We start from the raw sequence: 26,017 nt of genomic DNA, 5'->3' as shown, positions 1-26,017 counted from the left end.
TGACGGCCCGTCCCGAGGCGCCTGGATGGCGCGCGCCGGCGCCGCACCGCGCGATCAGGCCCCCTGGTCCGGCAGCGGCTGGTTGATCTGGAAGCCCGCGCCCTTGGGGTCGGCCACGGTGGCGATGCGCCCGAACGGCGAGTCCATGGGCCCGTCGAGGAGCGAGCCGCCCAGTGTGCGGATCCGCTCGATCGCCGCATCCGCGTCCGCGACGCCGAAGTAGAGGCGCCAGAACGATACAGTGCCCGCCGGGAACCACGCGGACGCCGCGCAGATGCCCGCCGAGGCGCGCTCCGCGGGCGCGTTGGTGGCGTACGCCGGAGCCGCGCACTGCTGCCGCGCGGAGTCGTCCTGAGTGCCGGGCTGAGCGCCCTCAGGGGTGACCTCGAAGTCGAAGACGTCGGCGTAGAAGCGCGCGGAGGCGTCGAAGTCCATGCTCATGAGCTCGAACCAGACTGGGGTGCCGGGCGCGCCGCTGAACGCATAGCCGTCGAAACCGTCGGCCTCCCACAGGCCGATGCGGGCACCGGTGGGATCCGCGAGGAGGGCGAACGTGCCGGTGCCCGCCATGTGCCCCGGCTCCATGAGCACGCGGGCGCCCGCTTCCTGTGCCTTCGCCAGCCGAGCGCCGATGTCGTCCACCGCGAGGAACACATTCCACGCGGCGGGCAGCGGGGCACCGTCCGGGCCCGTCACGCCGGTTGTGTCCATGAGGCCGCACACGGGCGCACCGTCCTTGTGCGCCATCGTGTAGTGGTTGAGCTGGGGGCCGGAGTCCTCGAAGTCCCAGCCGAAGAGCGCGCCGTAGAAGTCGAGCGACTCGCTGAGTTGGGGTGCACCGTAGTCGAGCCAGGTGGGTGTGCCGGTGGGTCGGGGCATGGCGATTCCTCTCGTGGGTGTGAGGCGGGGCCCGCGCGTGCGAAGCGGGCGACCGCTGGACACCGTCCAATCTAGGGGCGGGGTGCGCCCGGCGCTTATCCGTTCCTGCGCTGCTGCGCCCCGACTGTGCGAGGCGGCGGCGAGGACGGTGCGATGGCGGGGCGCTGGCGCGTTTCCCGGTCATCAGGGCGCAAGGCTCGGCAGCGCGGAGAGCAGCGGCACGGCGGGCCGAGGCGGTGCGGCGAACGTCAGGGTGACGGCCGCAGGGGCTCTCAGCGGGCGCGGCCAGCCGCTGACCAGCGGCGCGTCGGGCGCCAACTGCGCGAGCGCCTCGGCGGTGGGATCCACGGCGAAGCCCAGCAGGTGCGGCGCCCCCGGGCACAGCGGCAGTTCGACATCGTCGTCGCCCTCGACGAGCACGCCCGCCGTGGGCAGGCCGATCGGCACCGGTTCCGGGTACCAGCCCAGCCACACATGCCACGGGCGCCTGAGACCGCGCTCCGGCAGCCGGAGGCTGACCCGGACCGCGGGCCCCGTGCTCGCGCCGATCGCGAAGGGCTGCGTGCTGCGCTCGGCCAGCGCGTCGGCCAGGCGGCGGAACCGCGCCGGCGGGGTTCCCACGACCGCGGCGAACCTGCGCGTGAAGGTGGCGTGCGACGCGAAGCCCACGGCGGTGCAGACGTCGACGACGTCGTCATCGGCGGCCAGCAGCAGGCGCTTGGCGGCGTGGAAGCGCAGCACCGCCAGGTAGCGGCCGGGGGACATGGCGGTCCGGCGGGCGAACATCCGCGAGAAGTGAAACGGGCTGTAGCCCACGTGCGCGGCGGCGTCCTCCCAGCCGATGGGCTCGCCCAGCCGCGCCTGGAGGAAGGCTGCGGCCGCGGCGACCGCCTGCGCGCTCATGCGCTCAGTGTGGCACGTCCGCCCTGCAGGCGGGCGCTGCAGGACGATGGCGCGCCGAGCCCGGGACGGTCAGGGCGCCTCGGCCGAGTCCTGACCGGCGGTGCCCAGACCAGCGCTCGGACCTGCGCTCGGAGCCGCACCCGGAGCGGTGTCCAGGCCAGCGCCCGGACTTGCACCCGGACCGGCGGAATCCGCGTCGGCGTCAGCGCCCTCGGCCGGCTGGGCGTACTGCGATTCGTAGAGCTGCGCATAGCGGCCGTCGGCGGCCAGGAGCTCGTCGTGGCTGCCCTGTTCGACGATGTGGCCGGACTCCATGACGACGATGAGGTCCGCGTTGCGGATCGTCGACAGCCGGTGGGCGATGACGAAGCTCGTGCGTCCCGCCCGCAGCCGGTTCATCGCCTCCTGGACGAGCACCTCGGTGCGCGTGTCCACGGACGAGGTCGCCTCGTCGAGCACGAGCACGCGCGGCTGCGAGACGAAGGCGCGGGCGATCGTGATGAGCTGGCGCTCTCCCTGCGAAATGTTGTCCGCGGCCTCCGTGATCACGGTGTCGTAGCCATCCGGCAGGTGGTGGACGAAGCGGTCGACGTACGCGTCGCGGGCGGCGGCCAGCACCTCCTCGCGGGTGGCGCCGGCCCGGCCGTAGGCGATGTTGTCGTAGATCGTTCCCTCGAACAGCCACGCGTCCTGGAGGACCATGCCGATGGGTGAGCGCAGCTGGGTGCGGCTGAGCTCGCGGATGTCGATGCCGTCGAACGTGATCGAACCGTCATCCACGTCGTAGAACCGCAGCAGGAGGTTGACGAGCGTCGTCTTGCCCGCCCCGGTGCTGCCCACGATCGCGATCGTGGAGCCGGGCTCGGCCACGAGGCTCAGGTGCTCGATGAGCGGCGTGCCCGGCGCGTAGGCAAACGACACGTCGGCGAACTCGATCCGCCCGGCACCCGGGGCGAAGTCCGGGTGGGTCCCGGTCTCACCCGCTTCGTCCGGCGCGTCGAGGAGGTCGAAGACGCGCTCGGCGCTGGCGGCGGCGGACTGCAGCTGGGCGGCCATCCCGCCCAGCTGCGACAGCGGCTGGGAGAACTGGCGCGCGTACTGGATGAAGGCCTGCACGCTGCCGAGCGTCATGCCGCCGGTGGCCACCCGCCACGCGCCGAGCACGGCGATGCCGACGAACACGAGGTTCGACACGAACGACATCGCCGGCATCATGGAGCCCGCCAGCGCCTGGGCGCGCAGGGAGGAGCGGTAGACGCGCTCGTTGACCGCCCCGAAGCCCTCGAGCGTGCGCTCGGTGGCCCCGTAGACCTGGATGAGCTGCTGACCGCCGATCGACTCCTCGACGTAGGCGTTGAGCTCGCCGGTGGCCTTCCACTGCTCCGCGTATTCGCGCTGCGAGCGCCGGCCGATGAGCGCGACCACGAGCACGGTCAGCGGCAGGGTGGCCAGCGCCACGAGCGCCAGCTGCCAGGACAGCGCGAACATCATCGCGAGCACGCCGACCACCATGACGACGCTGTTGATGATCTGCTGGAGGGACTGGTTGAGCACCTGGGAGAGGTTGTCGAGATCGTTGCTCAGGCGCGAGAGGATGTCCCCGCGCTGCTTGCCGTCGAGGTAGGACAGCGGCACGCGATGGATGCGGTCCTCCACCCGCTCGCGCAGGCGCAGGAGCACGCGCTGGATGAGGCGGTTGCCGATCCAGCCGGCAGCCCACATGAGCGCCTCGGCGGCCACGTAGACCGCCAGTGTCACCAGCAGCAGCCGGCCGATGAGCGCGAAGTCCATGCCGGCGCCCGGCACGACGTCCATCGCCCGCAGCATGGCGGCGCGATCGCCCTGGCCCTGCGCCTCGAGCTCGGCGATTGCCTGGTCCTTCGTCTGCCCGCCGCGCATCTGCAGGGACATGAACCCGGCGAACACCGCGTCGGTGGCCTTGCCGAGGACCCAGGGCGCGATGATCGTGAGCACCGTGGAGGTCACGATGGCGACGACGGTGAGCGCGAACGGCGTCCGCTCGGGGCCGAACTCGCGGGCGAGGCGCCGCAGCGTGGGCCACAGCCGGGAGGCGCGCTGATTGGGTGCGAGGTCCTCGCTCATGCGCCCGCCTCCCCGACTGCGGGGCCCTTGGGTGTGGGGCCCCCGGCTGCGGGGCCCCCGGCCGCGGGGCCCGGGGCCGTACCGTCCGCGCCGCCGAGGCGCGCCTGGGCGGCATCGGCCAGGCCGCCCTGCGCACCGCTCGGGTCTGCGGGCGGGCCCACCTGGGAGGAGACGATGTCGCGGTAGATGGGGGAGTCCTCGAGCAGATGGGTGTGGGTGCCCTGGGCGACGACGCGCCCGGCCTCGAAGACGACGATGAGGTCCGCGGCCATGGCGGAGGCCACCCGCTGCGTGACGATGAATGTGGTGGCGGCGGTGTCCGCGGCGAGCGCGGAGCGCACCGCGCGGTCGGTGGCCGTGTCGAGGGCCGAGAAGGAGTCGTCGAAGACGAGGATGGGGGCCTCGCGGCACACGGCCATGGCGATGGCGAGGCGCTGGCGCTGGCCGCCGGACAGGTCCGTGCCGCCCTCGTTGATGACGTGGTCGAGGCCGTCGGCGTAGGCGCGGACGAATTCGGCGGCCTGCGCGGTCTCGAGGGCGGACCACATGAGCGCGTCCGAGGCCGTGGGGTTGCCCAGCGCGAGGTTCGCCCGGACGGTGCCGCCGAAGACGTAGGCGCGCTGGGGGACGTAGCCGAACTGGCCCGCGAGCACCTCGGGGGCCAGCGCGGCCAGGTCCGCCCCGCCCACGCTCACGCGCCCGGCGGTGGGCTCGAGCAGGCGCACGAGCAGCTGCACGAGCGTCGACTTGCCCGCGCCGGTCGATCCGATGACGGCGCAGGTGGCGCCGGCGGGGACCGCGAACGTGACATCCTCGACGACGCAGCGCCGCGCACCGGGGTAGCGGAACGCGACGCCGTCGAACGCGATCGTGCCCGGGCTCGGCAGCCGCTCGACGGTGCCGTGCCCCCGGTCCATCTCCGGGCGGGTGTCGATGACCTCGAGCACGCGGCCGGCGGCCACCTGGGCGCGCGGGACCATCATGGACATGAAGGCGAACATGACGACGCCCATGAGGATGAGCATGAGGTACTGGATGAACGCCATGACGGTGCCGATCTGGCTGGCCCCGGCCTGGATCTGCTGGGCGCCGAACCACACGACGGCCACCGTGCCGGCGTTCACCAGGGTCATGACGGCGGGGAAGAGGGCGACGAAGTACGTCCCGACGCGCAGCTGGGCGTCGGTGAGCTCCGTGTTCGCCCGGGCGAACCGCGCCCGCTCCTCGTCCTCCTTCGTGAACGCCCGGATCACGCGCAGGCCCGCCAGCTGCTGGGCGAGCACGGAGCTGATCGCGTCGATGCGGTCCTGCATGACCCGGAACGAGGGCACCATGCGCATGACGAGCACCGCCATGACCGCGACGAGGACGGCCACCGTGGCGAGGATGACCCACGACAGCGCGAGGTCCTGGGCCAGGGCGAGGGCGAGGCCGCCCAGCGCCATGATGGGCGCCATGATCATGATCGACAGCGCCATCGTGAGGAACTGCTGGACCTGGCGGATGTCGTTCGTCGAGCGGGTCACGAGGGTGGAGGCGCCGAACCGCGCCGTCTCCGCCCGGCCGAAGCCCTGCACGGCCGCGAAGAAGTCCGCGCGGACGTCGCGCGCGGCGGCCATCGACACGAAGGCCCCGGCGATGATCGCGATGACATTGGCGATGACCTGCCCGAACGCGATGCCGAGCATGAGGCCGCCCAGCCGGGCGACGGTGCCGGTGTCCCCGGCGGCGACGCCCTCGTCGACGATGCGGCCGTTGATGTTGGGCAGCAGCAGGGTCCCGAGGATCTGCAGGATCTGGAACGCCAGCAGCACCGCGAGCATGGGCAGGTGCGGGCGCAGGTAGCGGCGCAGCAGGGCGAGCAGCACGGCGGCTCAGCCCCCCGCGCCGGGTGCGGTGCCGCGTCCCGCCCCGGTCCCGTGCGCGGCTCCGGTGTCCGCGCCCGGCTGGGCGGCGCCGGCGGGGCCTGGCTCCGCGGTCGGGCCGCTCTCCGCAGTCGGGTCTGACTCCGCACCCGCGGCGGCGCTCCCACCCGCGTCCGCCTCCGCCGCTGCCTCCGGGGGCAGGTCGGTGCGGCCGCGCGGGGCCAGCAGCGTGTCGGCGGGGGGCAGGGGAGCCCGGCGGTAGACGCTGTCGAGCACAGCGGTCGAGGCGGCGATGACGACGCACAGGCCGGCCATGTGCAGGGCGACGAGCCAGACGGGCAGGCCGGTGAAGTACTGGATGTAGCCGACGACGCCCTGGGCGAGCTCGACGATCAGCAGGACGACGAGGGGGCGGCGGACCTCGGGCAGCCGCTGGCGGTGCGCGGCCACGATGCCTGCGACCGTCGCGATGACGAGCAGCCAGACGGGAGCGGCGTGCAGGCGGGCCATGAGGACGATCGGCAGCCCGTTGCGAGCGCTGACTTCGTCCCCGGCGTGCGGGCCGGCTCCGGTGGTGAGCACGCCCATGATGACGATGATGACCGTGAGCACCGCGATCGTCCACGCGAGGCCGCGCAGCGCCGGTGTGCCGATGGGCGTGCGCGGGCCGCCGGCGTCGTACGTGCGGCGCACGAAGTACGCCGACAGCGCCACGCAGACGGCCGAGGGGACGAAGTGGGCCGCGACGATCCAGGGGTTGAGCTCCATGTGGACGCTGATGCCGCCGATCACCGCCTGCACCGGCACGACGAGGGTGAGGGCGAGGGAGATGAGGAACAGGTCCCACCGCGCCGCGATGAGCCGCAGCAGCATGATGACCGTGGCCAGGCAGATGAGGCCGAGGACGACGCCGAGCAGGCGGTTGCCGAACTCGATGAACCCGTGGAGGCCCATGTCCGGCGTGTTCGTGATCGACACCCCGTCGCACGTCGGCCAGTCCGGGCAGCCCAGGCCAGAGCCCGTCAGGCGCACGAGCGCGCCGGTCACGACGATGAGCGCCTGGGCGATGAGCATCGCCCAGGCGAGCGCGCGCACGACGGGGGTGACGGTGCTGGGCTGCCACCGGCGCTCGGTGCGCGCCTGCTGCGCGGCCTTCGCCGGGCGCCGTCTGCCGCGCGCGCCGCGCTGCGGGCGGGCGCCGCGATCGTTCTGGTCGTCGTGGTCGTGGGGGGCGGTGGGCTGCTGCGTCGACATGATGCCCTCAGTGTCTCATCGACCGTCGAAGCTGAACCACGCGCGGCACCCCGCCACGCCGAGGACGGCCCAGATCGCCATGACGGCCAGGGCCGGCCAGTCGATCGTCCCCGCGAGCACGGCGGCGCGCATCGCATCGCCCAGGGCCCCGAACGGCAGGATGGCCGTGATCTGCCCCCACAGCCCGGGCGGGGCGATGAGGATCCCGCCGGCGCCGGCCATGAGCACCCAGACGATGTTCGCCCCGGCCAGTGTCGCCTCGGCGCGCAGGGTGCCCGCCATGAGCAGCGCGAGGCTCACGAGCGAGGCGGTGCCGAGCACCCCCGCGAGCAGGACGCCCGGGACACTCACAAGGGCAGAGAAGCCCAGAGCCGCTGCGATGGCGAAGATGAGCGCGAACTGCGAGGCCACGACCGCGCACACCGCGATGAGCTTGCCGAGCACCAGGCCGCCGGCGCCGAGCGGCGTGGTCGCGAGCTGGCGGAGCACCCCGTAGCGGCGCTCGAACGCGGTGGCGATCGCCTGGCCCGCGAACGCCGTCGAGGCGATGGCGAGTCCCAGCACACCCGCGGTCGCGACGTCCACCCGGGGGCCCGCCTGCGGATCGGCGCCCACGGCGTCGAGGATGCGGGTGGTCGACAGGGCGATGAGGACGCCCACGGGCACGAGGACGCTGAGGAGGAGCTGCTCGCCGTTGCGCACGATCGAGCGGACCTCGAACGCCGCCTGGGCGGCGATCCGGCGGGCTGGCGGCGCCTCGTTCGAGGCGGGCGGCGCGGCCGCGGTGGCCGCCTTGGGTGCGGGCCGGCCGCTCATCGCAGGCTCCTTCCGGTCAGGTCGAGGAACACATCGCCCAGGCTGCGCTCGGCCAGCGAGAACACGGCCGGCCGGACCCCCGCGTCCGCGAGGGCGCGCGCCGCCGCCGCGAGCCGGGCGGCGTCGAAGTCGGCCCGGATGCGCACCTCGCGCCCGTCGGCGTCGAGGGGGCCGAGCTGTGCCAGGGCATCGAGCAGTACGGAGTCCGGGCCCGGACTGCCCGGCTCGGCGCGCATGACGATGCGCAGCTCGGAGGTGACCGCACCGCCCGGGGCATGGGCGGCGATGAGCTCGGCGACCGTGCCGTGCGCGATCACCCGGCCGTGGTCGATGACGGTGACCTCGTCGGCGAGCGTCTGGGCGTCGGCCATGTCGTGGGTGGTGAGGACGACCGCGACGCCGTCGGCGCGCAGCTCGCCGATCACCTCGGCGACCGCGAGTGCGGCCTGGGGGTCGAGCCCGGCCGTGGGCTCGTCGAGGAAGACGAGGCGCGGGCGGCCGATGAGCGCGGCGGCGAGCGCGACGCGCTGGCGCTGCCCGCCGGAGAGGCGGCGGATCGACCGGCCGGCGAACGCGGTGATGCCCAGCCGCTCGGCGAGCGGGCCCACCGGCAGGGGGTCGGCGTAGAGGCGCGAAAGATGGGTGAGGGCGGCGAGCGGCCGTGAGGCCATGGGCAGGCCCCCGTCCTGGAGCATGACGCCGGTGAGCCCGGCGGTGCGCGGGTGGGCCGTGCGCGGGTCAAGGCCGAAGATGCGCACGCTGCCGCCCGCGGGGCGCAGCATGCCGACGGCGGCCGCGATCGTCGTGGACTTTCCGGCCCCGTTGGGGCCCAGCAGCGCGAGGACGCGGCCGGGCTCGGCGCTCAGGCTGACTCCGTCCACGGCGCGGATGCGGCCGAAGTCGACGCGCAGATCGCGGATGTCGAGCGGCTGCGGTGGGGGGACGGGACTCACGGTCGGCCATTCTACGTGCTGGGGCGCCGCGCCGGGCCTCCGCAGGCCCCCGGGGCCCTTAGGCGACCCTGCATTTACAGGGAATAATTTACGTAACAGAATCCTTATAGAAGTCCGAGCGAAGGCCCGGACGCGCCGGTCAGCGGCGCGCAGAACGCGAAGCGGAGGGGGAGAGCGATGACGGCAGCGCAGCGGCCCCAGCAGCGCACTCCGGAGGACGCGCGCACCCGCCAGAAGGTGCTCCGCTACGTCCTCGACCACGGGCCCATCAGCGCCTCGGGCGTGGCCCGGGCCCTCGACCTCACCGCCGCGGCGATCCGCCGCCACCTCGATGCCCTGAGTGAGGACGGCTACATCGAGGTGCGCGAGCTCGCCGGGGTCAAGGCCGGCCGCGGCCGGCCGGCCCGCCACTACGTCGTCACCTCGATGGGCCACAGCTCGATCTCCAACGCCTACGACGACCTGGCCGTGCGCGCCCTCGAGTACCTCGAGGACGCCGCCGGCGACGAGGCCGTCGAGGCCTTCGCCCGCTCCCGGGTGGAGGAGCTCAAGGCCGCGCTGCGCGCCCGCGTGGGCGAGGCCCGCGCCGATCGCCGCGGCTCGGTGGCCCAGCGCTCGCGCGACCTGGCCGCCGGCCTCACCGCCGAGGGCTACGCCTCGACCGCCTCGCCGGTGGCCGTGGGCACCCCGCTCGAGGCCATGCAGCTGTGCCAGGGGCACTGCCCCATCCAGCACGTCGCCGAGCGCTTCCCGCAGTTCTGCGAGGCAGAGCTCGAGATGTTCGCAGAGGTGCTCGGCGTCGACGTCCGGCGGCTGTCGACCCTGGCCTCCGGCGCCCACGTCTGCACGACCCACATTCCGACGTCGGTCCTCAACCGACCGCTCATCGACCAGACAGACCACACACAAGGAGGTCCGCGATGACCGACACCAGCAACCCGATCCTCGAGGCGAACCCGGAGCTCAAGGACATCGGCGCCTACCAGTACGGCTGGCACGACGAGCACGACGCCGGCGCCGAGGCCCAGCGCGGCCTGAGCGAGGACGTCGTGCGCCGCATCTCGGCGCTCAAGGACGAGCCGGAGTGGATGCTCCAGCGCCGCCTGCGGGCCCTCAAGATGTTCGGCAAGAAGCCCATGCCCAACTGGGGCGCCGACCTCACCGGCATCGACTTCGACGACATCAAGTACTTCGTGCGCTCCACCGAGGGCCAGGCGCAGTCCTGGGAGGACCTCCCCGAGGACATCAAGGCGACCTACGACCGCCTGGGCATCCCGGAGGCGGAGAAGCAGCGCCTGGTCGCGGGCGTCGCCGCGCAGTACGAATCCGAGGTCGTCTACCACAAGATCAACGAGGAGCTCGAGCGCCAGGGCGTCATCTTCCTCGACACGGACACCGGCCTCAAGGAGCACCCGGAGATCTTCGAGGAGTACTTCGGCTCCGTCATCCCGGCCGGCGACAACAAGTTCTCCGCGCTCAACACCGCGGTGTGGTCCGGCGGCTCGTTCATCTACGTGCCCAAGGGCGTCCACGTCGAGATCCCCCTGCAGGCCTACTTCCGCATTAACACGGAGAACATGGGCCAGTTCGAGCGCACGCTCATCATCGCCGACGAGGGCTCCTACGTGCACTACGTCGAGGGCTGCACCGCGCCCATCTACAAGTCCGACTCGCTGCACTCCGCCGTCGTGGAGATCATCGCGAAGAAGGACGCCCGGGTGCGCTACACGACGATCCAGAACTGGTCGAACAACGTGTACAACCTCGTGACCAAGCGCGCCATCGCCGAGGCCGGCGCCACCATGGAGTGGGTCGACGGCAACATCGGCTCGAAGGTGACGATGAAGTACCCGGCGATCTGGATGACCGGCGAGCACGCGCGCGGCGAGACGCTGTCCGTGGCCTTCGCCGGCGCCGACCAGCACCAGGACACCGGCGCGAAGATGGTCCACGCGGCGCCCAACACCCACTCGTCGATCGTGTCGAAGTCCGTGGCGCGGGCGGGCGGCCGGGCCGGCTACCGCGGCCTCGTCCACGTCCACCCGGGCGCCAAGGGCTCGTCGAACAACGTGCTGTGCGATGCGCTGCTCGTCGACAACGTCTCCCGCTCCGACACGTACCCCTACATCGACATCCGCGAGGACGACGTGTCCCTGGGCCACGAGGCCACGGTGTCGAAGGTGAGTGAGGACCAGCTCTTCTACCTCATGAGCCGCGGACTCGAGGAGACGGAGGCGATGGCGATGATCGTGCGCGGCTTCGTCGAGCCGATCGCCCGCGAGCTGCCCATGGAGTACGCCCTCGAGCTCAACCGGCTCATCGAACTGCAGATGGAGGGCGCGGTCGGCTGAGCCCCGCTCGCCCCGCCCGCCATCGCGCCAGCCCACTGAGGAGAAACAGGACACATGACTGAAACCCTGGCCAGCGCTGCCGAGGTGCAGGTTCCCGCGTCATCGCGCAGCGACCGCACCCGCAGCTTCGACGTCGCGGACTTCCCGGCCATCACCGGCCGCGAGGAGGAGTGGCGCTTCACGCCGGTCAAGCGGCTCGCCCCGCTCTTCGCCGACCGCGCCACCGGCGCGCAGCTCGCGGTCGACGAGCAGCTGCCCGCCGGCGCGACCGTGGAGACGGTCGACCTCGCCCACGCCACGGGCATGGGCATCCTCGAGCCCGAGGACCTGCCGGCCGCGATCGCCGCGGCGAACGCGCCCGGCGTGCGCCACTACGACGTGCCCGCCGACACCGAGCTCGACGGCCCGCTCATCATCCACGCCGACGGCCAAGGCGGGGATGAGCCGGTCCACGGCCACGTGCTGGTCACGGTGGGCGCGAATGCGAAGGCCACCGTCATCGTCGAGCACGAGGGTCGCGCGGACTACTCCGAGCTCGTCTCGCTCGTCGTGGGCGACGGGGCCGCCGTGACGTTCGTGTCCCTGCAGCTGTGGGCCGACGGCGCGGCGCACCTGGGCCAGCACGACGCGATCGTGGGCAAGGACGCGCAGCTCAAGCACATCGTCATCACACTCGGCGGGGAGGTCGTGCGGCTGAACTCCAACGTCCGCTACGCCGGGCCCGGCGGGCAGGCGGAGCTGCTGGGCCTCTACTTCGCGGACGCGGCCCAGCACCTCGAGCACCGCACGTACATCGACCACAACACCCCGCGCGCCACCTCGAACGTCATGTACAAGGGTGCTCTGCAGGGCGTGGACGCGCGCAGCGTGTGGATCGGCGATGTGCTCATCCGCCCCGAGGCGATCGGGATCGACACGTACGAGCTCAACCGCAACCTCGTCCTCACCGAGGGCGCTCGCGCCGACTCCGTGCCCAACCTCGAGATCGAGACCGGCGACATCGAGGGCGCCGGGCACGCCTCGTCGACCGGCCGGTTCGACGAGGAGCACATGTTCTACCTGCTCAGCCGCGGCATCCCTGAGGTCGTCGCGCGCCGGCTCGTGGTCCGCGGCTTCTTCAACGAGGTCGTGCAGAAGATCCGCGTGCCCGCGATCGAGGACGTCATCACCGAGAAAATCGAAGAAGAGCTGGCGCGGAGCGTCCTGTGACCATGCTCGCCGCGTGCGCCTCGGCGGACGTGCCCGCGGGCAGCGCCCTGCGGGTCGTCCTCGAGGGCGTCGAGGTGTGCGTGGCGCGCGCCGACGACGGCACCGTCCACGCGGTCAACGACCTGTGCACGCACGGCGAGGTCTCGCTCGCCGAGGGCGAGGTGCTCGGCTGCGCGATCGAGTGCTGGCTCCACGGCTCCGCGTTCAGCCTGGAGACGGGCGTCCCGGAGAGCCCGCCGGCGTTCGAGCCCGTCGCCGTGTACGCCTGCGATGAGCGCGACGGCACCGTGTTCGTCGACCCGACCACTACGAAGTAAAGGAATCCCATGTCCACTCTCTCCATCCGCGATCTGCACGTCAGCGTCGTCACCGAGGCCGGGTCCAAGGAGATCCTGCGCGGCATCGACCTCGACATCGACTCGAACTCGACCCACGCGATCATGGGCCCCAACGGCTCGGGCAAGTCGACGCTGGCCTACGCCCTGGCCGGCCACCCCAAGTACGAGATCACCCAGGGCAGCGTGACGATCGACGAGGAGAACCTCGTCGACATGTCCGCCGACGAGCGCGCCCGCGCCGGCCTCTTCCTCGCCATGCAGTACCCGGTCGAGGTCCCCGGTGTGACGGTGACGAACTTCCTGCGCTCGGCCAAGACCGCCATCGACGGGGAGGCGCCCAAGCTGCGCACCTGGACGAAGGAGCTGTCCGAGGCGATGAAGCAGCTGCGCGTGGACCCCGAATTCGCCTCGCGCAACGTCAACGAGGGCTTCTCCGGCGGTGAGAAGAAGCGCCACGAGATCCTCCAGATGGAGCTGCTCAAGCCGCGCTTCGCGATCCTCGACGAGACCGACTCGGGCCTCGACGTCGATGCGCTGCGCATCGTCTCCGAGGGCGTCAACCGCGCGCGGGAGAACACGGACGTGGGCGTCCTGCTCATCACCCACTACACGCGCATCCTGCGCTACATCAAGCCCGACCACGTCCACGTGCTCGTCAAGGGCAAGGTCGCCGAGGAGGGCGGCCCCGAGCTCGCCCAGCGGCTCGAGGACGAGGGCTACGACCGCTTCCTGACCCAGACGGCCTGATGCTCTCGGCCGCCCAGGTCGCCCGAATCCGCAACGACTTCCCGGTCTTCGACCGGGAGGTCGCGGGCACCCCGCTCGCCTACCTGGATTCCGGGGCGACGGCGCAGAAGCCCGCGACCGTCATCGACGCCGAGCAGGACTTCTACGCCCAGCGCAACGCCGCCGTGCACCGCGGCGCGCACACGCTGGCCGTGGAGGCTACCGAGGCGTTCGAGGGCGCGCGCGCGGCCGTCGCCGCATTCGTGGGGGCGGACCCGGACGAGCTGTGCTGGACGAAGAACGCGACCGAGGCGCTCAACGTCGTCGCCTACGGGCTGGCCAACGCCTCCGCGGGCCTGGGCGGTGCTGAGGCCGCGCGCTTCGCCCTGGGCCCCGGCGACACGATCGTCGTCACGGAGATGGAGCACCACGCGAACCTCGTGCCGTGGCAGCAGCTGGCCGCGCGCACAGGCGCCGGGCTGCGCTGGATCCCCCTGGCCGAGGACGGGCGCCTCGACCTCACGGAGCTCGACGACATCGTCGACGAGCACGCGAAGGTCCTCGCGTTCTCCCACGTGTCGAACGTGCTCGGGACGATCAACCCGGTCGAGGCGCTGGTGGAGCGGGCCCGCCGGGTGGGCGCGCTCACCGTGCTCGACGCCTGCCAGTCCGCCCCGCACCTGCCCCTGGACCTGCACGGGCTGGGCGTCGACTTCGCGGCGTTCTCCGGCCACAAGATGCTCGCGCCCACCGGCATCGGCGCGCTCTACGGCCGCGCGGAGCTGCTGGCCGCCCTGCCGCCGGTCCTCACCGGCGGCTCGATGATCACGACCGTGACGATGGAGGGCGCGCAGTTCATGGCGCCCCCGCAGCGGTTCGAGGCGGGCACGCAGCCCGTCGCACAGGCCGTGGGCTTCGGCGCCGCCGTGGACTACCTCCGGCACATCGGGATGGCGGCGATCGCGGACCGCGAGGAAGCCCTCGCCCAGCGCCTCGTCGAGGGCGTGGCGCGCATCCCCGGCGTGCGGCTGCTGGGGCCCGCCGATGCGGCCGGCCGGATCGCGTCGGTGGCCGTCGACGTGCAGGGCGTCCACGCCCACGACGTCGGGCAGTACCTCGACGCGCAGGGCGTCGCGGTCCGGGTGGGCCACCACTGCGCCCAGCCCCTGCACCGGCGCTACGGCGTCACCGCCTCCACCCGTGCGAGCGCCTACCTCTACACGACCGACGAGGAGTGCGAGCGCTTCCTCGCCGCGCTGGCCGAGGTGCGCGGCTTCTTCGGGGCGGACTCGTGAGCGGCCTCGACCAGCTCTACCAGCAGCTCATCCTCGACCACGCCAAGCGCCGGACGGGCAACATGCCCCTGCTCGGCGCGGCCGAGCCCCCCGTGGGCGCGTCCCACCAGATCAACCCCACGTGCGGGGACGAGATCACCGTGGAGGCCCGCCGCGATCCCGCCACGGGCCGGCTGCTCGTGCGGTGGGACGGCGAGGGCTGCTCGATCTCCATGGCGTCGGCCTCCGCGATGACGGAGCTGGCCGAGGAGTGCGACCCCGAGGGCTTCAACGCCCTCGAGGCCCGATTCCACGAGCTCATGCACTCCCGCGGCCAGGCCCAGCCCGATGAAGAGGCACTGGGCGACGCGGCCGCGTTCGCCGGCGTCTCGAAGTTCCCCGCCCGCGTCAAGTGCGCCCTGCTGGCCTGGATGGCCCTCAAGGACGCTGTCTACCAGATCGAAGGAGCCGATCGTGCCTGAAGTCATCGACGCCCCGCAGAATGCCACCCCGGAGGAGGTCCTCGAGGCCCTCATGGACGTCATCGACCCCGAGCTCGGCGTCAACGTCGTCGACCTGGGCCTCGTCTACGGCGCCGCCGTGGAGGAGGACGGGACCGCGGTCGTCGAGATGACGCTGACTTCCGCCGCATGCCCCCTTACCGACGTGCTCGAGGACCAGGTGGCCATGAGCCTCGAGGGCATCGTGCCGGCGGTGCGCATCAACTGGGTGTGGATGCCGCCGTGGGGCCCGGAGAAGATCACCGAGGACGGCCGCGAGCAGATGCGCGCCCTCGGGTTCAACATCTGAGGCTCACGAGACACTGAGTCCCACGAACCTCGCGGGCTTGCGACGCTCCGAGAATCCGAGGCTCACGCCGGGAACCGGATCGTCACCACCGCGACCAGCGGCTGAGCCGACTGGGGGTGGTTGACGACCGGCGCCGTGTGGCGCGCCTGTGGGACCTCGCGCGGGCTCGTGTGCGGATACGCGCGGTTGGGCTGCTCCGCCGCGGCCTGCTCCGGGCCGGGCTGGCCCGGGCCGGTCTGGTCTGGATGCGTCTGCGCTGCCCCGGTGGGCACGATCACGACCGGGGCATCGGCCCGCTCGCCCGCTGGACCGCCGCCCGCTGGACCGCCGCTCGCGGTACCGCCGTCCGTACCGTCGGCCACGGCACCGAGGGCGGCGGTGCCGAGGGCCACGGTGTCGAGGCGTCCGAGTGCCCGCGCGGCGGACCCGGCGAGCGCGGTCGCGAGCCGCTTGCGCGCCTCCTGCGCGGTGTGTCGCGCCCGGTGCTCCGCGCGCAGCTCCGCGACGCGGTCGAGCGCCGCCTCGCCGGCGCGGACGGGATGGCCCTCGGCCAGTGCGTGCGCGGCCGGGGCGATGTCGTTCAGCCCCGGGGGCTCGTGCCCTGCGGGGGCGTGGGCGAGCGCGGCGCGCAGCTCGGCCGGCACCTGTGCGGCGGGCAGGAGCGCGCAGTCGCCCTCGAGCACCGTGGCGAGCACCGCCTCGCCGGGCTCGGCGGCCAGCGGCAGCGGCGCGCTCAGGCGCTCGAGCCGGACCTCCGCCTGCGCCGCGGCCCGCCGGACCATGACATTGAAGTCCAGCGTGGGCTCGGCGACGAGCAGCGATTCGACCGTGTCCTCGCCGCGGAAGCGGATCGTCTCCGTGGGCGCGAGCTCCCAGGCCTTGCCGTCGATGCGCAGCGTCAGGTGCGCGGGGCCCAGGCACACGAGCGTGCGGTCGATGCCCGGCAGGGGGCTGAACGGCGAGGGCGAGTCGACCGTGGCGATGCTCACGCGCCAGTCCCAGCCGGTCCCGTCCTCGGCGCCGGCGCGGGGTGCGGCGGGCCCGCCCTCCGGGGTCGGGGCGCCGGGCCGGCCGGGCACCGGGGGCGCGCTGCCGCGCAGCACCTCGGCGGTGGTGCCCTGGCCATTGGCCCACGGCTGCTCCCGGCAGTCGGCGCGGCGGACGATGAGGGGCGGCCAGCCGCCCGGCTCGCTGGGCTCGCTCATGGGCTCCTCCTGGACTGCTCGGCCGCCGGTCGGGCGGGGCTGGATCGCACGGCGCGGGTTTTCAGCTGGTGCGGGATCAGATGGTGCCGGTTCAGACGGTGCTGGGGGAGAACGTGTCGCAGGTCTGGGGCTCGGCTGCGCTGTAGCCGCGCATGAACCACGTCTCGCGCTGCTGGGCCGTGCCGTGGGTGAAGCTCTCCGGCGTTACCCGCCCGCGCGCCTTGCGCTGGATCCGGTCATCGCCCACGGCCTGGGCCGCGGAGACCGCCGACTTCACATCGTCGCCGGTGAGCGGCTCCAGATACGGCTCGCCGGTGACGGGGTCGGAGGTCTGCGCCGCGTTGGCCGCCCACACCCCGGCGTAGCAGTCGGCCTGCAGCTCGAGGCGCACCGAGGACGACTGCGGCCCGGTGTCGCCCTGGCGCGCGCGCTGCGAATCGCCGGTCAGCGCCTGGATGTGGTGGCCGAATTCGTGGGCGACGACGTACTCCTCCGCCAGCGGCCCGCGATCGGCGCCGTACTGCGAGCGCAGCTCGTCGAAGAAGCCCACGTCGAAGTAGGCCGTCCGGTCCGCGGGACAGTAGAACGGGCCCATGGCCGAGCTCGCGGACCCGCACCCCGTCGACCAGCTGCCGGAGGTGAGCACGGCGTCCGGCCGCGCGTACTTCACGCCCAGCGCAGAGGCGCCGGAGGGCCAGTACTGGTTGAGCGAGTTCACGGTCCCCACGACGCGGCAGCGCGCATCGCGGTTCGCGTCCTCCCCGGTCCTGCACGTCTCCGCGAGGGAATCCGAGCCGCTCGAGCTGACCTGGGCGTCGTCGTAGGCCGCGGAGCCGTGCGAGGCCTGGTTGAGGAAGTCCGGCCCGAACAGGAACAGGCCGATGACGAGCACCGCCACCCCGCCCAGGCCACCGCCCACCTTGATGGGCAGACCCAGGCCGCCCCCGCCTCCGGAGCGCTGGGAGACCTGCGAGGTATCGAGCCCGCTGCCCGGTGAGAATGTCATGGCAGTAGCATAGTGGGGGCCTTCGCGCGCCCCTGTGCGAGAGCCCCTGCGCCAGAGCCCGAGGAGGGACGCCCGTGACGATCATCGCCGCAGCCGACGGCTCCGCCCTCGGCAACCCCGGCCCGGCCGGCTGGGCCTGGTACATCGACGACGCCTCGTGGGCCGCCGGCGGCTGGGACAACGCGACGAACAACCGCGGCGAGCTCCAGGCCGTCCTCGAGCTCCTGTGCGCGGTGCACGCCGCGGCGCAGGCGGGCACGATCCCGGGCGACGAAGGCCTGCGGATCCTCTGCGACTCCCAGTACGTCATCAACGCGGTGACGAAGTGGATGGCCGGCTGGAAGCGCAAGGGCTGGAAGAAGGCCGACGGCAAGGCGGTGCTCAACCGCGACCTGCTCGAGCAGCTGGACGCGGCGCTGGCCGAGGTGCGCGCCGAGGGTCGCGCGGTCGACTTCGAATGGGTCAAGGGCCACAACAACCACCCGCTCAACGAGGCCGCCGACGCCCGCGCGCGCGGCGCCGCCGAGGCGTTCCGGCGCGGGGAGCCGCCCCAGACCGGCCCGGGACTCGCCGGGGCGCCCTCCGCCGCGCGCGAGGCGCGCTCCGGCGCCGCCCCGACCCGCGCCTCGGGCGCGGAGAAGGGGGAGGGGCGCCCGGCTCCCGCGGCCGCCGCCGAGCCCACCGGGGCACCGGGAGTCAACGGTGCGGCGGGCGCCAGCGGCGCCCCGAGTGGCGCCGGTGCCGTGACCACCGTGGCCTGCAGCCTGCCCGGGGATGTCGCCGCGCAGATCGTGCGCCGGGCGAAGGCGGCGGGCAGGCGCCCCCAGGAGGAGCTCGCCGAGCTCATCATGCTCGGCCTCGCCCAGCGCTACGGCGGCGCGGCCGCCGCGGACAGCCCGCAGTGAGCGCGTCCCGCGCCACCCCGGCGGCGATCCGCACGGCCCGAGCATCGTCCGGCACAGCGCCACCCCGTACAGCACCGTCCCACACACAGCCCCAGGAACGCACGCACCCGATGGAACCGGAGAACCGAACGCCATGATCGCAGCACACGACCTGGAGGTCGTCGTCGGCTCCCGCACCCTCATGAGCGGGGTGTCCTTCCGCGTCGACACCGGTGACCGCGTGGGCCTCGTGGGGCGCAACGGGGCCGGCAAGACGACGCTGACGAAGGTCCTCATGGACGAATTCGCCCCGGAGGGCGGCACCGTCACCCGCTCCGGCAGCACCGGCTACCTGCCGCAGGATCCCCGCTCCGGCGATCCGAAGGCCACCGGCAAGGAGCGCATCCTCTCCGCCCGCAGCCTCGACGTGCTCGCCCGGCGCATGCGCCGCACGGAGGAGCAGATGTCCAGCCCCGACGAGAAGACGATGGTCAAGGCGATCGAGAAGTACCCGCGCGTCGAGGCCGAGTTCGTGGCGGCGGGCGGTTACGCGGCCGAATCGGAGGCGCTCACGATCGCGGCGAACCTGGGCCTGGGCGCGGACCTGCTCGAGCAGGAGATCCAGACGCTCTCCGGCGGCCAGCGCCGCCGCGTGGAGCTCGCGCGCATCCTCTTCGAGGGCCCGGACATCATGATCCTCGACGAGCCCACCAACCACCTGGACGCGGAGTCCGTGCTGTGGCTGCGCGACTACCTCAAGGTGTACTCCGGCGGGCTCATCATCATCTCCCACGACCTGGACCTCATCGAGGAGGTCGTGAACAAGGTCTTCTTCCTCGACGGCAACCGCCAGGTCATCGACATCTACGCGATGGGCTACCGGCAGTACCTCAAGCAGCGCGAGGCGGACGAGCGCCGCCGCCGCCGCGAGCGCACGAACGTGGAGAAGAAGGCCGCGGCGCTCAACGCGCAGGCGGACAAGATGCGGGCGAAGGCGACGAAGACGGTGGCCGCCCAGAACATGGCCAAGCGGGCCGAGCGGATGCTCTCCGGCCTCGAGGCGGAGCGCGCCGCGGACAAGGTCGCCCACCTGCGCTTCCCCGCGCCCGCGGCCTGCGGTCGCGTGCCGCTCACGGCGGACGGGCTGTCGAAGTCCTACGGGTCGACCGAGGTGTTCACCGGCGTGGACCTCGCGATCGACCGCGGCACCCGCGTCGTCGTGCTCGGCTTCAACGGCGCGGGCAAGACAACGCTGCTCAAGCTGCTCGCGGGGATCGAGGCGCCCGACTCCGGGGCCGTCGTGCCCGGCCACGGCCTCAAGCTCGGCTACTACGCCCAGGAGCACGAGACCCTCGACACGGACCGCACGGTGCTGGAGAACATGCGCTCGGCGGCCCCGGACCTCGATGACACCGGGGTGCGGACCGTGCTGGGCTCGTTCCTGTTCTCCGGCGACGATGTGCACAAGCCGGCGGGCGTCCTCTCCGGCGGCGAGAAGACGCGCCTGGCGCTGGCCACCCTCGTCGTCTCGAGTGCGAACGTGCTGCTGCTCGACGAGCCGACGAACAACCTCGACCCCGCCAGCCGGGAGGAGATCCTCTCCGCCATCCGGCGCTATGAGGGCGCGATCGTGCTCGTCACCCACGACGAGGGCGCGGTGAGCGCCCTCGATCCGGACCGCGTGCTCCTGCTGCCGGATGCGGACGAGGACCTGTGGAACGACGGGTACCTCGACCTCGTGACCCTGGCCTGAGCGGCGCGGGCCCAGTGCCGCGGGCTTGGATGCCCCGGGCTCAGACGCCCTGGTCGTCGAGGCCCTCGTCCTCCTCGTCCTCCCAGTGGGGCCGCTTGATGCCGCGCCGCGGACGGTAGGCGGTCTCCGCCCCGCCCCCGTAGCGCGACTCGTCGCCCAGTCGGGCGCCGCTGGCCAGCGCGTCCTTGTCCACGAGCACGAAGCCCTCGTCGGCCTCCGCGGATTCGCGGGCATCGGCCCGGGCGCGGTCCTCGGCGCGGGCGCTGCGCTCGCGCCGGGCGCCGATGAGCACGGCGACGAGGATCATGATGCCGAACGCGATCCACTGCATCGTGTACGACAGGTGCGAGCCCGGGTCCGTGTTCGGCTTGGGCAGCGGCTGCAGGCCGTCCTGCCCGGCCGGCTCCTCCGCGGCCATCTCGCCGTAGACGTGAGCGTAGGGCTCGTCCATGCCGGGGATGCGCGCCGGGTCGATCGCCTTGATCGACCCGGGCGGATTGTCGTCCTTCGCCCCGTCCTGGGCCGGGCGCAGCCACATCGTCACCGTCGTCTGGCCCTGGGGCGGCTGCGGCAGCGAGTCGAGCTCCGGCTGCGGGCTGTCGCTGGGCACCGGCACCCAGCCGCGCACCACCGCGATCTGCCCGCCGCGCTCGAGGTCGAAGGGCACGACGACGTAGAAGCCCACCTGGCCGCCCAGGCTGCGGTTGCGGGCGAGCACCGTGTGCGCGGTGTCGTAGCGCCCGTGCCCGCTGACCTTGGTCCACTCCTGGTCCGCCCGCAGCGTGTCGTCCCTGGTCGCCAGGGCCTGGTTCAGCGGCACGGGGCTGCCCTCGTAGTGGGTCTCGATCGTGGCGATCTGGGCGTCGCGCTCCTCGCGGCGGTGGTTCTGCCAGTTGGCCAGCAGCCCGCACGCGCAGGCCGCGAGGACGGCGAGCGCGATGTAGCGCAGCCAGCGGGAGGAGAGGATGAAGCTGTAGTCGCCGCGGGCCATCAGCCGGCTCCTTCCGGGATCTCCTCGACGTCTACGATCGCGCTGAGCATGCCGCGCACCTGCAGGTACTGGCCCAGGTAGGCGCGGTGCTCCTCGCACGCCAGCCACACCTTGCGCCGCTCGGGCGCATGGATCTTCGGATTGTTCCACAGTACCGCGTACGCGGCCTCTCGCGCGCAGTCGCGTGCGGAGCAGAGGAGCTCAGCCACGGCCGTCCTCCGTGCCCCGGGGCAGCTGACGGCCGGGCTCGATGACCTCGCCCACCACCACCTCGGGCTCGGAATCGGCCCGCGCGGGCCTGGCCGGCAGCGGCTGGTCCACCCGGGTGGGGGCCGGCACGCGGCGCTCGCGGTCGAAGCGGTTGGAGCGCGCATTGGCGATGAGCACGGCGATCCACGGCAGGACGATCGCGCCCGCGGCGAAGACCCACCGCAGCGGACCGGTGCACACGAAGGCCAGGAAGAAGCAGACGATGCGGATCGACATCGACAGCAGATAGCGCGAGGTGCGCGAGCGGATATCCGCCTCGTGCGAGTCCTCCGCATCGGTGACCTGGGTGCTTCCGGGGCTCTTCGGCATGGCCTACAAAAGCATACTCTCCGATTGTGGGCCCGCCACGGGTGCGCGGCCGCCCGGGCGGCGGTGGGATAGGTTGGGTGCGGCGGGCCGACCCGCCGCCCACGCACACCCCACGCAAGGAGCGCCCCGTGCCCGAACCGCGCGTCGTGCTGGTCACCGGTGGAAACCGGGGGATCGGCCGCACCATCGCAGAGGAATTCATCGCCGCCGGCGACCGCGTCGCCGTCACCTCCCGCAACGGGGACGCCCCGGAGGGCGCGCTGGCCGTCGCGGCCGACGTTACCGACGCCGCCTCGCTCGACGCCGCGTACACCCGGGTCGAGGAGGAGCTGGGCGACGTGGAGGTCATCGTCGCCAACGCCGGCATCACCCGCGACAACCTGCTCATGCGCATGGGGGAGGACGAGTTCTCCGCCGTCGTCGACACGAATCTCACCGGCGTCTTCCGCACGGTCAAGCGGGGGATCACGAACCTCATCCGGCACAGGTACGGCCGGATCGTCCTCATCTCCTCCGTCTCCGGGCTCTACGGGGTTGCCGGCCAGGCCAACTACTCCGCCGCGAAGGCCGGCCTCGTGGGCCTGGCGCGCTCGATCACCCGCGAGGTGGGCGCGCGCGGCATCACCGCGAACGTCGTGGCGCCCGGATTCGTGCGCACGGACATGACCGAGGAGCTGCCGGAGAAGCAGCAGCAGGAGTACCTCTCCGCCATCCCCGCCAAGCGCTTCGCCGAGCCGTCCGAGGTGGCGAAGGTCGTCCGCTGGGTCGCCTCCGACGAGGCCGCCTACATCTCCGGGGCCGTCATCCCCGTGGACGGCGGCCTGGGCATGGGACACTGAGGCCCGCGCCCCCCCATCGGCCGGCGGGCAGGCATGCCGGCCGGGCGCGCAGACGTCGCCCCGCGCGGGGCACAGCACCAGCAACCGAACAGGAAGGCAGTTCAGTGGGAATTCTCGAAGGCAAGCGGATCCTCGTCACCGGCGTGCTCACGGAGGCGTCGATCGCATTCGCCGCCGCCCGGCTCGCCCAGGAGCAGGGCGCGGAGGTCATCCTCTCCTCGTTCGGCCGGCAGATGAAGATCACCTCCGTCATCGCCGAGCGCCTGCCCCAGCCCGCCCGGGTCATCGAGCTCGATGCGACGAACGAGGACGACCTCGCCGCCCTGCCCGAGCGCCTGGAGGGCAACATCGACGGCATCGTCCACGCGATCGCGTTCGCGCCGAAGGACGCCCTGGGCGGCGTGTTCCTCGACACGCCGTGGGAGTCCGTGGCCAACGCCCTGCAGGTCTCCGCGTACTCGCTCAAGGCGATCTCCGTGGCCGCGCAGCCCGCGCTCAACACCGGGGCCTCGATCGTCGGCCTCACGTTCGACGCCCGCGTCGCCTGGCCCGCCTACGACTGGATGGGCGTGGCCAAGGCCGCCCTCGAGTCCGCCTCGCGCTACCTGGCCAAGTACATGGGCCCCAAGGGCGTGCGCGTCAACCTCATCTCCGCCGGGCCCCTCAAGACGACCGCGGCGAAGTCCATCCCGGGCTTCGAGGCGTTTGAGGACGTGTGGGGCACCCGGGCGCCGCTGGGCTGGGACCAGACGGACACGGAGCCCGCGGGCAAGGGCATCGTCGCGCTGCTCTCCGACTGGTTCCCCGCCACAACCGGCGAGATGATCCACGTCGACGGCGGCCTCCACTCGACGGGGTCCTGAGCCGATGCCGGTGCTCGTCATCGCCCGCCACGCCCACGCCGAGGACGGCGCGGGCTCCGATTTCGATCGCCGGCTCACCGCGGCGGGGGAGGCCGAGGCGGCCCGCGCCGCGGACTTCCTCGCGCCCCTGCCGCTGACCCACCTCGTCGCCTCCCCGGCCGCGCGCACGCGCGCCACCGGCGAGGCGCTCGTGCGCGCCCTGCGCGAGCGGGGCGGCGCCGAGGCGGTGCTCGAGTCCGATCCCGCGCTCTACAACGGCCCGGTGCAGGCCTGGCTCGACGCGATCGCCGCGATCCCGGGCGACGCCGCCGGGGCCTACATCGTGGGCCATCAGCCCAGTGCCGCCGCCACCGTCGAAACGCTCACCGGCACGGCACCCGAGTCCTTCCGGCCGTCGTCCGTCGCTGTCTTCGAGCTCGACTCGTGGGATGTGGAGCCGGGCCAGTACCCGGCCCCGCAGCTCCGGGACTTCGTGTGATGGACGGGGGCGCGATGGGCTGGTGCGCGATCCAGCCGTGCCGGTCGGGCACTTCGGCGCAGACGTTCTGGTCTCGTTGGAGCGCGCGGGCGGCCTAGCGGCACAGGTGCGCCACGTTCAACGCGGGGCGGGGCACACCGATGCGGAGGAAGCGGAGCTCAGGGCCGCTCTCCCGTGACCGCGGCCAGCACCGCGTCGAGGCGGCGCACCGAGATCGCGGCGTCGGCGGCCGCGACGAGCGCGGGCTTCGCGCAGAAGGCGAAGCCCATCCCGGCCGCCTCCACCATGTCGATGTCGTTGGCGCCATCGCCCACCGCGATCGTCTGCGAGCGGTCCACACCCCAGCGTTGCGCGAATTCGGCCAGGGCATCAGCCTTGGCCGCGCGGTCGATGACCGCGCCCACGACCTCGCCGGTGAGGCGGCCCGCGTCCACGCCCAGTCGGTTGGCCCGCGCGGCATCGGCACCGGCGTCGGCGGCGATGGCCTCGACGATGACGTCGAATCCGCCGGACACGAGCGCCACGCGCCCGCCTCCTGCTTGGACGCCGCGGACGAACTCCCGTGCCCCGGGTGTCATGCTCACCTGCTGCGCGACCTCGGCCAGCACCTCGACGGGCAGGCCCGCCAGCGTCCTCACCCGCGCGCGCAGCGAGGCCTCGAAGTCGAGCTCCCCGCGCATGGCGGACTCGGTGATCTCGGCGACCTGGGCGCGCACGCCGGCGTGGTCGGCGATGAGCTCGATGACCTCCTGCTCGATGAAGGTGGAGTCCACATCGCACACGGCCAGGCCCACGCCGTGCTCGGTGAGCGCTTCGGGCACGACGACGACGTCGGGGGCCGGAGACTCCGGCGCCTCCTGCGCGGCGCCCGCCGCGGTTCCCTCCGAGCGGGCCGCGCGCAGGCGCGCGCTGGCCGCGGGCACCTCGGCGGCGGGGACGAGCTCGCTGCTCAGGCCGTACGGGGCGGGGTTCGGGGCGATGGCGGAGATGCGCTGCATGGGCCCAGCTTAGGCGGGCCGTGCGGGCGGGCGCGGGCCGGGCGGCCTGCACGGCGCCCGTTGATGGCGGGCGGCCGCGACGGCTTGACCGCGGCTGGCCGCGGCGGCGCGCCGCCGGCTGAGCCGGGCGGCCCGCCGCGCCCAGGACTGGCCCGGCCGAACCCGGCTCAGGGCCCCCGGGTGATCGTGGCGACGACGTCGGCGGCCGCCGGGTGCAGGCGGGCGAGCAAGTGCCCCAACTCGGGCGGCTCGAGAGTGGCCGGCGCGAGGATGGGGGAGAGGGCGTCGTGGATGTCGAGCGCAGCGTGCAGCGGCATGGCCTGCGCGGGGTCCGGCAGCAGCGCGGAGAGCTCATCGCGCAGGCCGGGGCCGCCCATGTCCGCCTGCCAATCGCGCCAGGCCAACCCGCGCACCGCCTCGGGGGCGCGGCGGCCCAGCCGCTCGACGGTGCCCAGGCCCTCCATGACGGTCTGGCGCAGCTCGCGCACCGCCTCGGCGGCGCTCGCGGAGAAGAGCGGGGCGTAGGGGACCGGCGCGCAGTCGGCGGCGGTGAAGCCGCCCTCGTCGTCGAGGACGAGCACGGCGCGGGCCGTGCCCGCCGCCTCGGCGACGATGACGGCGCCTGCACGGGCGATCGGGCGGGCGAGCGCGCGGTCCACCCGCGGCACCGCATAGGGCAGCGAGGGGTGGACGAGTTGGCAGCGGAAGCCGTCGATGCCGGCGGCGCGCGCATCGGCGGCCCACAGCAGCAGCCCGCGGGGCTGCCCGCCCAGGGCCGGATCGGCCAGCGCGAACGGCACCGGCTCCTCGGAATCGGCGAACAGGGACACCGCGTGATCAGGGGCGATGCGGTGCTCGACGAGGGCCGCGAGGGCAAGCGAGGTGAGCAGCGTGGGCAGGGCGGACGGCACGCTGGCCAGGGTAGCCCATACGTTAGAGT

The 26,017-nt window shown here is 73.0% G+C and carries 27 protein-coding genes; 13 read left to right on the top strand and 14 right to left on the bottom strand.

Features of this window, described 5'->3' with window-relative positions; all coding sequences use genetic code 11:
* Positions 1 to 54: 54 nt before the first annotated feature.
* The 7 genes from BRM1_RS02940 to BRM1_RS02910 form a co-directional block, all read right to left on the bottom strand.
* Positions 55 to 879, bottom strand: coding sequence for a VOC family protein (locus BRM1_RS02940; protein ID WP_160952600.1), 825 nt, complete (start codon positions 877 to 879; stop codon positions 55 to 57).
* Positions 880 to 1,062: 183 nt separating this feature from the next.
* Positions 1,063 to 1,782, bottom strand: a complete 720-nt coding sequence (locus BRM1_RS02935) for a helix-turn-helix transcriptional regulator (protein WP_268528033.1) — start codon at positions 1,780 to 1,782, stop codon at positions 1,063 to 1,065.
* Between the two features lie 69 nt (positions 1,783 to 1,851).
* On the bottom strand, positions 1,852 to 3,885 hold the full coding sequence (locus BRM1_RS02930) for an ABC transporter ATP-binding protein (RefSeq protein WP_268528030.1): 2,034 nt from the start codon (positions 3,883 to 3,885) through the stop codon (positions 1,852 to 1,854).
* Positions 3,882 to 5,753, bottom strand: coding sequence for an ABC transporter ATP-binding protein (locus BRM1_RS02925; protein ID WP_268528024.1), 1,872 nt, complete (start codon positions 5,751 to 5,753; stop codon positions 3,882 to 3,884). The genes BRM1_RS02930 and BRM1_RS02925 overlap by 4 nt, the downstream gene beginning before the upstream one ends.
* 6 nt (positions 5,754 to 5,759) lie before the next feature.
* The gene (locus tag BRM1_RS02920) at positions 5,760 to 7,004 is read right to left on the bottom strand and encodes a COX15/CtaA family protein (protein ID WP_268528021.1); all 1,245 of its coding nucleotides are present in this window, start codon (positions 7,002 to 7,004) and stop codon (positions 5,760 to 5,762) included.
* A gap of 15 nt (positions 7,005 to 7,019) precedes the next feature.
* Entirely contained in the window at positions 7,020 to 7,820 is an 801-nt protein-coding gene (locus tag BRM1_RS02915; RefSeq protein WP_268528018.1) for an ABC transporter permease, read from the bottom strand.
* Positions 7,817 to 8,773, bottom strand: coding sequence for an ABC transporter ATP-binding protein (locus tag BRM1_RS02910; RefSeq protein WP_268528014.1), 957 nt, complete (start codon positions 8,771 to 8,773; stop codon positions 7,817 to 7,819). The genes BRM1_RS02915 and BRM1_RS02910 overlap by 4 nt, the downstream gene beginning before the upstream one ends.
* 177 nt (positions 8,774 to 8,950) lie before the next feature.
* On the opposite strand from BRM1_RS02910, the gene BRM1_RS02905 reads away from it, so the two are divergent.
* From BRM1_RS02905 to BRM1_RS02870, 8 genes are read left to right on the top strand one after another with little or no spacing between them, the layout of a single operon-like run.
* Positions 8,951 to 9,697 (top strand): helix-turn-helix transcriptional regulator, encoded by a 747-nt coding sequence (locus tag BRM1_RS02905; protein WP_160952595.1) that lies wholly within the window; start codon positions 8,951 to 8,953, stop codon positions 9,695 to 9,697.
* A complete protein-coding gene (gene sufB / locus BRM1_RS02900; protein WP_160952594.1) occupies positions 9,694 to 11,124 on the top strand; it encodes a Fe-S cluster assembly protein SufB in 1,431 nt (476 codons plus the stop codon). The genes BRM1_RS02905 and sufB overlap by 4 nt, the downstream gene beginning before the upstream one ends.
* A gap of 54 nt (positions 11,125 to 11,178) precedes the next feature.
* The gene (sufD, locus tag BRM1_RS02895) at positions 11,179 to 12,333 is read left to right on the top strand and encodes a Fe-S cluster assembly protein SufD (protein WP_268528010.1); all 1,155 of its coding nucleotides are present in this window, start codon (positions 11,179 to 11,181) and stop codon (positions 12,331 to 12,333) included.
* 2 nt (positions 12,334 to 12,335) lie between these two features.
* Positions 12,336 to 12,650, top strand: a complete 315-nt coding sequence (locus BRM1_RS02890; RefSeq protein WP_160952630.1) for a non-heme iron oxygenase ferredoxin subunit — start codon at positions 12,336 to 12,338, stop codon at positions 12,648 to 12,650.
* Positions 12,651 to 12,659: 9 nt separating this feature from the next.
* Positions 12,660 to 13,418 carry a Fe-S cluster assembly ATPase SufC gene (sufC, locus tag BRM1_RS02885; protein WP_160952592.1) on the top strand — a complete coding sequence of 253 codons (759 nt, stop codon included), beginning with the start codon at positions 12,660 to 12,662 and terminating at the stop codon, positions 13,416 to 13,418.
* Entirely contained in the window at positions 13,418 to 14,692 is a 1,275-nt protein-coding gene (locus BRM1_RS02880) for a SufS family cysteine desulfurase (protein WP_268528006.1), read from the top strand. The genes sufC and BRM1_RS02880 overlap by 1 nt, the downstream gene beginning before the upstream one ends.
* Complete coding sequence (sufU, locus tag BRM1_RS02875; protein ID WP_160952590.1) at positions 14,689 to 15,153, top strand: Fe-S cluster assembly sulfur transfer protein SufU; 465 nt, start codon at positions 14,689 to 14,691, stop codon at positions 15,151 to 15,153. Before BRM1_RS02880 ends, sufU begins: the two co-directional genes overlap by 4 nt.
* Positions 15,146 to 15,481 (top strand): metal-sulfur cluster assembly factor, encoded by a 336-nt coding sequence (locus BRM1_RS02870; protein ID WP_160952589.1) that lies wholly within the window; start codon positions 15,146 to 15,148, stop codon positions 15,479 to 15,481. The genes sufU and BRM1_RS02870 overlap by 8 nt, the downstream gene beginning before the upstream one ends.
* Before the next feature lie 62 nt (positions 15,482 to 15,543).
* Here the strand turns inward: BRM1_RS02870 and BRM1_RS02865 are convergent, their stop codons facing one another.
* Complete coding sequence (locus BRM1_RS02865; RefSeq protein ID WP_268527999.1) at positions 15,544 to 16,686, bottom strand: HutD family protein; 1,143 nt, start codon at positions 16,684 to 16,686, stop codon at positions 15,544 to 15,546.
* Positions 16,687 to 16,777: 91 nt separating this feature from the next.
* Positions 16,778 to 17,692: a KPN_02809 family neutral zinc metallopeptidase gene (gene ypfJ, locus BRM1_RS02860; RefSeq protein WP_268527996.1), complete on the bottom strand. Its 915-nt coding sequence runs from the start codon at positions 17,690 to 17,692 to the stop codon at positions 16,778 to 16,780.
* Between the two features lie 74 nt (positions 17,693 to 17,766).
* Between ypfJ and BRM1_RS02855 the strand changes: the two genes are divergently transcribed.
* Both BRM1_RS02855 and BRM1_RS02850 read left to right on the top strand, forming a co-directional pair.
* On the top strand, positions 17,767 to 18,597 hold the full coding sequence (locus BRM1_RS02855; RefSeq protein ID WP_268527992.1) for a ribonuclease H family protein: 831 nt from the start codon (positions 17,767 to 17,769) through the stop codon (positions 18,595 to 18,597).
* Positions 18,598 to 18,730: 133 nt separating this feature from the next.
* Complete coding sequence (locus tag BRM1_RS02850; protein WP_160952411.1) at positions 18,731 to 20,329, top strand: ABC-F family ATP-binding cassette domain-containing protein; 1,599 nt, start codon at positions 18,731 to 18,733, stop codon at positions 20,327 to 20,329.
* Between the two features lie 40 nt (positions 20,330 to 20,369).
* On the opposite strand, the gene BRM1_RS02845 is transcribed toward BRM1_RS02850, so the two are convergent.
* The 3 genes from BRM1_RS02845 to BRM1_RS02835 are packed head-to-tail and all read right to left on the bottom strand — an operon-like array spanning position 20,370 to position 21,899.
* Positions 20,370 to 21,320: an SURF1 family cytochrome oxidase biogenesis protein gene (locus BRM1_RS02845; protein ID WP_268527989.1), complete on the bottom strand. Its 951-nt coding sequence runs from the start codon at positions 21,318 to 21,320 to the stop codon at positions 20,370 to 20,372.
* Positions 21,320 to 21,529 carry a hypothetical protein gene (locus tag BRM1_RS02840; RefSeq protein ID WP_160952409.1) on the bottom strand — a complete coding sequence of 70 codons (210 nt, stop codon included), beginning with the start codon at positions 21,527 to 21,529 and terminating at the stop codon, positions 21,320 to 21,322. Before BRM1_RS02840 ends, BRM1_RS02845 begins: the two co-directional genes overlap by 1 nt.
* Entirely contained in the window at positions 21,522 to 21,899 is a 378-nt protein-coding gene (locus BRM1_RS02835; RefSeq protein WP_160952408.1) for a DUF3099 domain-containing protein, read from the bottom strand. Before BRM1_RS02835 ends, BRM1_RS02840 begins: the two co-directional genes overlap by 8 nt.
* A gap of 128 nt (positions 21,900 to 22,027) precedes the next feature.
* On the opposite strand from BRM1_RS02835, the gene fabG reads away from it, so the two are divergent.
* The 3 genes from fabG (at position 22,028) to BRM1_RS02820 (ending at position 24,079) form a co-directional block, all read left to right on the top strand.
* The gene (fabG, locus tag BRM1_RS02830; RefSeq protein WP_268527984.1) at positions 22,028 to 22,738 is read left to right on the top strand and encodes a 3-oxoacyl-ACP reductase FabG; all 711 of its coding nucleotides are present in this window, start codon (positions 22,028 to 22,030) and stop codon (positions 22,736 to 22,738) included.
* 104 nt (positions 22,739 to 22,842) lie between these two features.
* Positions 22,843 to 23,601 carry an enoyl-ACP reductase FabI gene (fabI, locus tag BRM1_RS02825; RefSeq protein WP_268527981.1) on the top strand — a complete coding sequence of 253 codons (759 nt, stop codon included), beginning with the start codon at positions 22,843 to 22,845 and terminating at the stop codon, positions 23,599 to 23,601.
* 4 nt (positions 23,602 to 23,605) lie between these two features.
* Positions 23,606 to 24,079 (top strand): SixA phosphatase family protein, encoded by a 474-nt coding sequence (locus BRM1_RS02820; protein WP_268527978.1) that lies wholly within the window; start codon positions 23,606 to 23,608, stop codon positions 24,077 to 24,079.
* 158 nt (positions 24,080 to 24,237) lie between these two features.
* Here BRM1_RS02820 and serB read toward each other — a convergent pair whose 3' ends face one another.
* The gene (gene serB, locus BRM1_RS02815) at positions 24,238 to 25,077 is read right to left on the bottom strand and encodes a phosphoserine phosphatase SerB (RefSeq protein WP_268527975.1); all 840 of its coding nucleotides are present in this window, start codon (positions 25,075 to 25,077) and stop codon (positions 24,238 to 24,240) included.
* A 167-nt stretch (positions 25,078 to 25,244) separates the two neighbouring features.
* Positions 25,245 to 25,988, bottom strand: a complete 744-nt coding sequence (locus BRM1_RS02810) for a hypothetical protein (RefSeq protein WP_268527972.1) — start codon at positions 25,986 to 25,988, stop codon at positions 25,245 to 25,247.
* Positions 25,989 to 26,017: the final 29 nt, after the last annotated feature.

It is taken from the genome of Brevibacterium sp. BRM-1 (genome assembly GCF_026802075.1).
GTDB lineage: Bacteria > Actinomycetota > Actinomycetes > Actinomycetales > Brevibacteriaceae > Brevibacterium > Brevibacterium rongguiense.
The sequence above is the reverse complement of the archived record's forward strand: the minus strand, read 5'-3'. Positions and strand labels throughout refer to the sequence as shown.

Bases quoted from the DNA above. Each gene is read 5' to 3' on its own strand.
- BRM1_RS02940 (WP_160952600.1), bottom strand. From the start codon at position 879: ATGCCCCGACCCACCGGCACACCCACCTGGCTCGACTACGGTGCACCC.
- sufC (WP_160952592.1), top strand. From the start codon at position 12,660: ATGTCCACTCTCTCCATCCGCGATCTGCACGTCAGCGTCGTCACCGAG.
- BRM1_RS02845 (WP_268527989.1), bottom strand. From the start codon at position 21,320: ATGGCCCGCGGCGACTACAGCTTCATCCTCTCCTCCCGCTGGCTGCGC.
- BRM1_RS02935 (WP_268528033.1), bottom strand. From the start codon at position 1,782: ATGAGCGCGCAGGCGGTCGCCGCGGCCGCAGCCTTCCTCCAGGCGCGG.
- ypfJ (WP_268527996.1), bottom strand. From the start codon at position 17,692: ATGACATTCTCACCGGGCAGCGGGCTCGATACCTCGCAGGTCTCCCAG.
- BRM1_RS02930 (WP_268528030.1), bottom strand. From the start codon at position 3,885: ATGAGCGAGGACCTCGCACCCAATCAGCGCGCCTCCCGGCTGTGGCCC.
- BRM1_RS02905 (WP_160952595.1), top strand. From the start codon at position 8,951: ATGACGGCAGCGCAGCGGCCCCAGCAGCGCACTCCGGAGGACGCGCGC.
- BRM1_RS02820 (WP_268527978.1), top strand. From the start codon at position 23,606: ATGCCGGTGCTCGTCATCGCCCGCCACGCCCACGCCGAGGACGGCGCG.
- sufD (WP_268528010.1), top strand. From the start codon at position 11,179: ATGACTGAAACCCTGGCCAGCGCTGCCGAGGTGCAGGTTCCCGCGTCA.
- BRM1_RS02835 (WP_160952408.1), bottom strand. From the start codon at position 21,899: ATGCCGAAGAGCCCCGGAAGCACCCAGGTCACCGATGCGGAGGACTCG.
- BRM1_RS02880 (WP_268528006.1), top strand. From the start codon at position 13,418: ATGCTCTCGGCCGCCCAGGTCGCCCGAATCCGCAACGACTTCCCGGTC.
- BRM1_RS02865 (WP_268527999.1), bottom strand. From the start codon at position 16,686: ATGAGCGAGCCCAGCGAGCCGGGCGGCTGGCCGCCCCTCATCGTCCGC.
- BRM1_RS02890 (WP_160952630.1), top strand. From the start codon at position 12,336: ATGCTCGCCGCGTGCGCCTCGGCGGACGTGCCCGCGGGCAGCGCCCTG.
- BRM1_RS02920 (WP_268528021.1), bottom strand. From the start codon at position 7,004: ATGTCGACGCAGCAGCCCACCGCCCCCCACGACCACGACGACCAGAAC.
- BRM1_RS02915 (WP_268528018.1), bottom strand. From the start codon at position 7,820: ATGAGCGGCCGGCCCGCACCCAAGGCGGCCACCGCGGCCGCGCCGCCC.
- serB (WP_268527975.1), bottom strand. From the start codon at position 25,077: ATGCAGCGCATCTCCGCCATCGCCCCGAACCCCGCCCCGTACGGCCTG.
- BRM1_RS02850 (WP_160952411.1), top strand. From the start codon at position 18,731: ATGATCGCAGCACACGACCTGGAGGTCGTCGTCGGCTCCCGCACCCTC.
- sufB (WP_160952594.1), top strand. From the start codon at position 9,694: ATGACCGACACCAGCAACCCGATCCTCGAGGCGAACCCGGAGCTCAAG.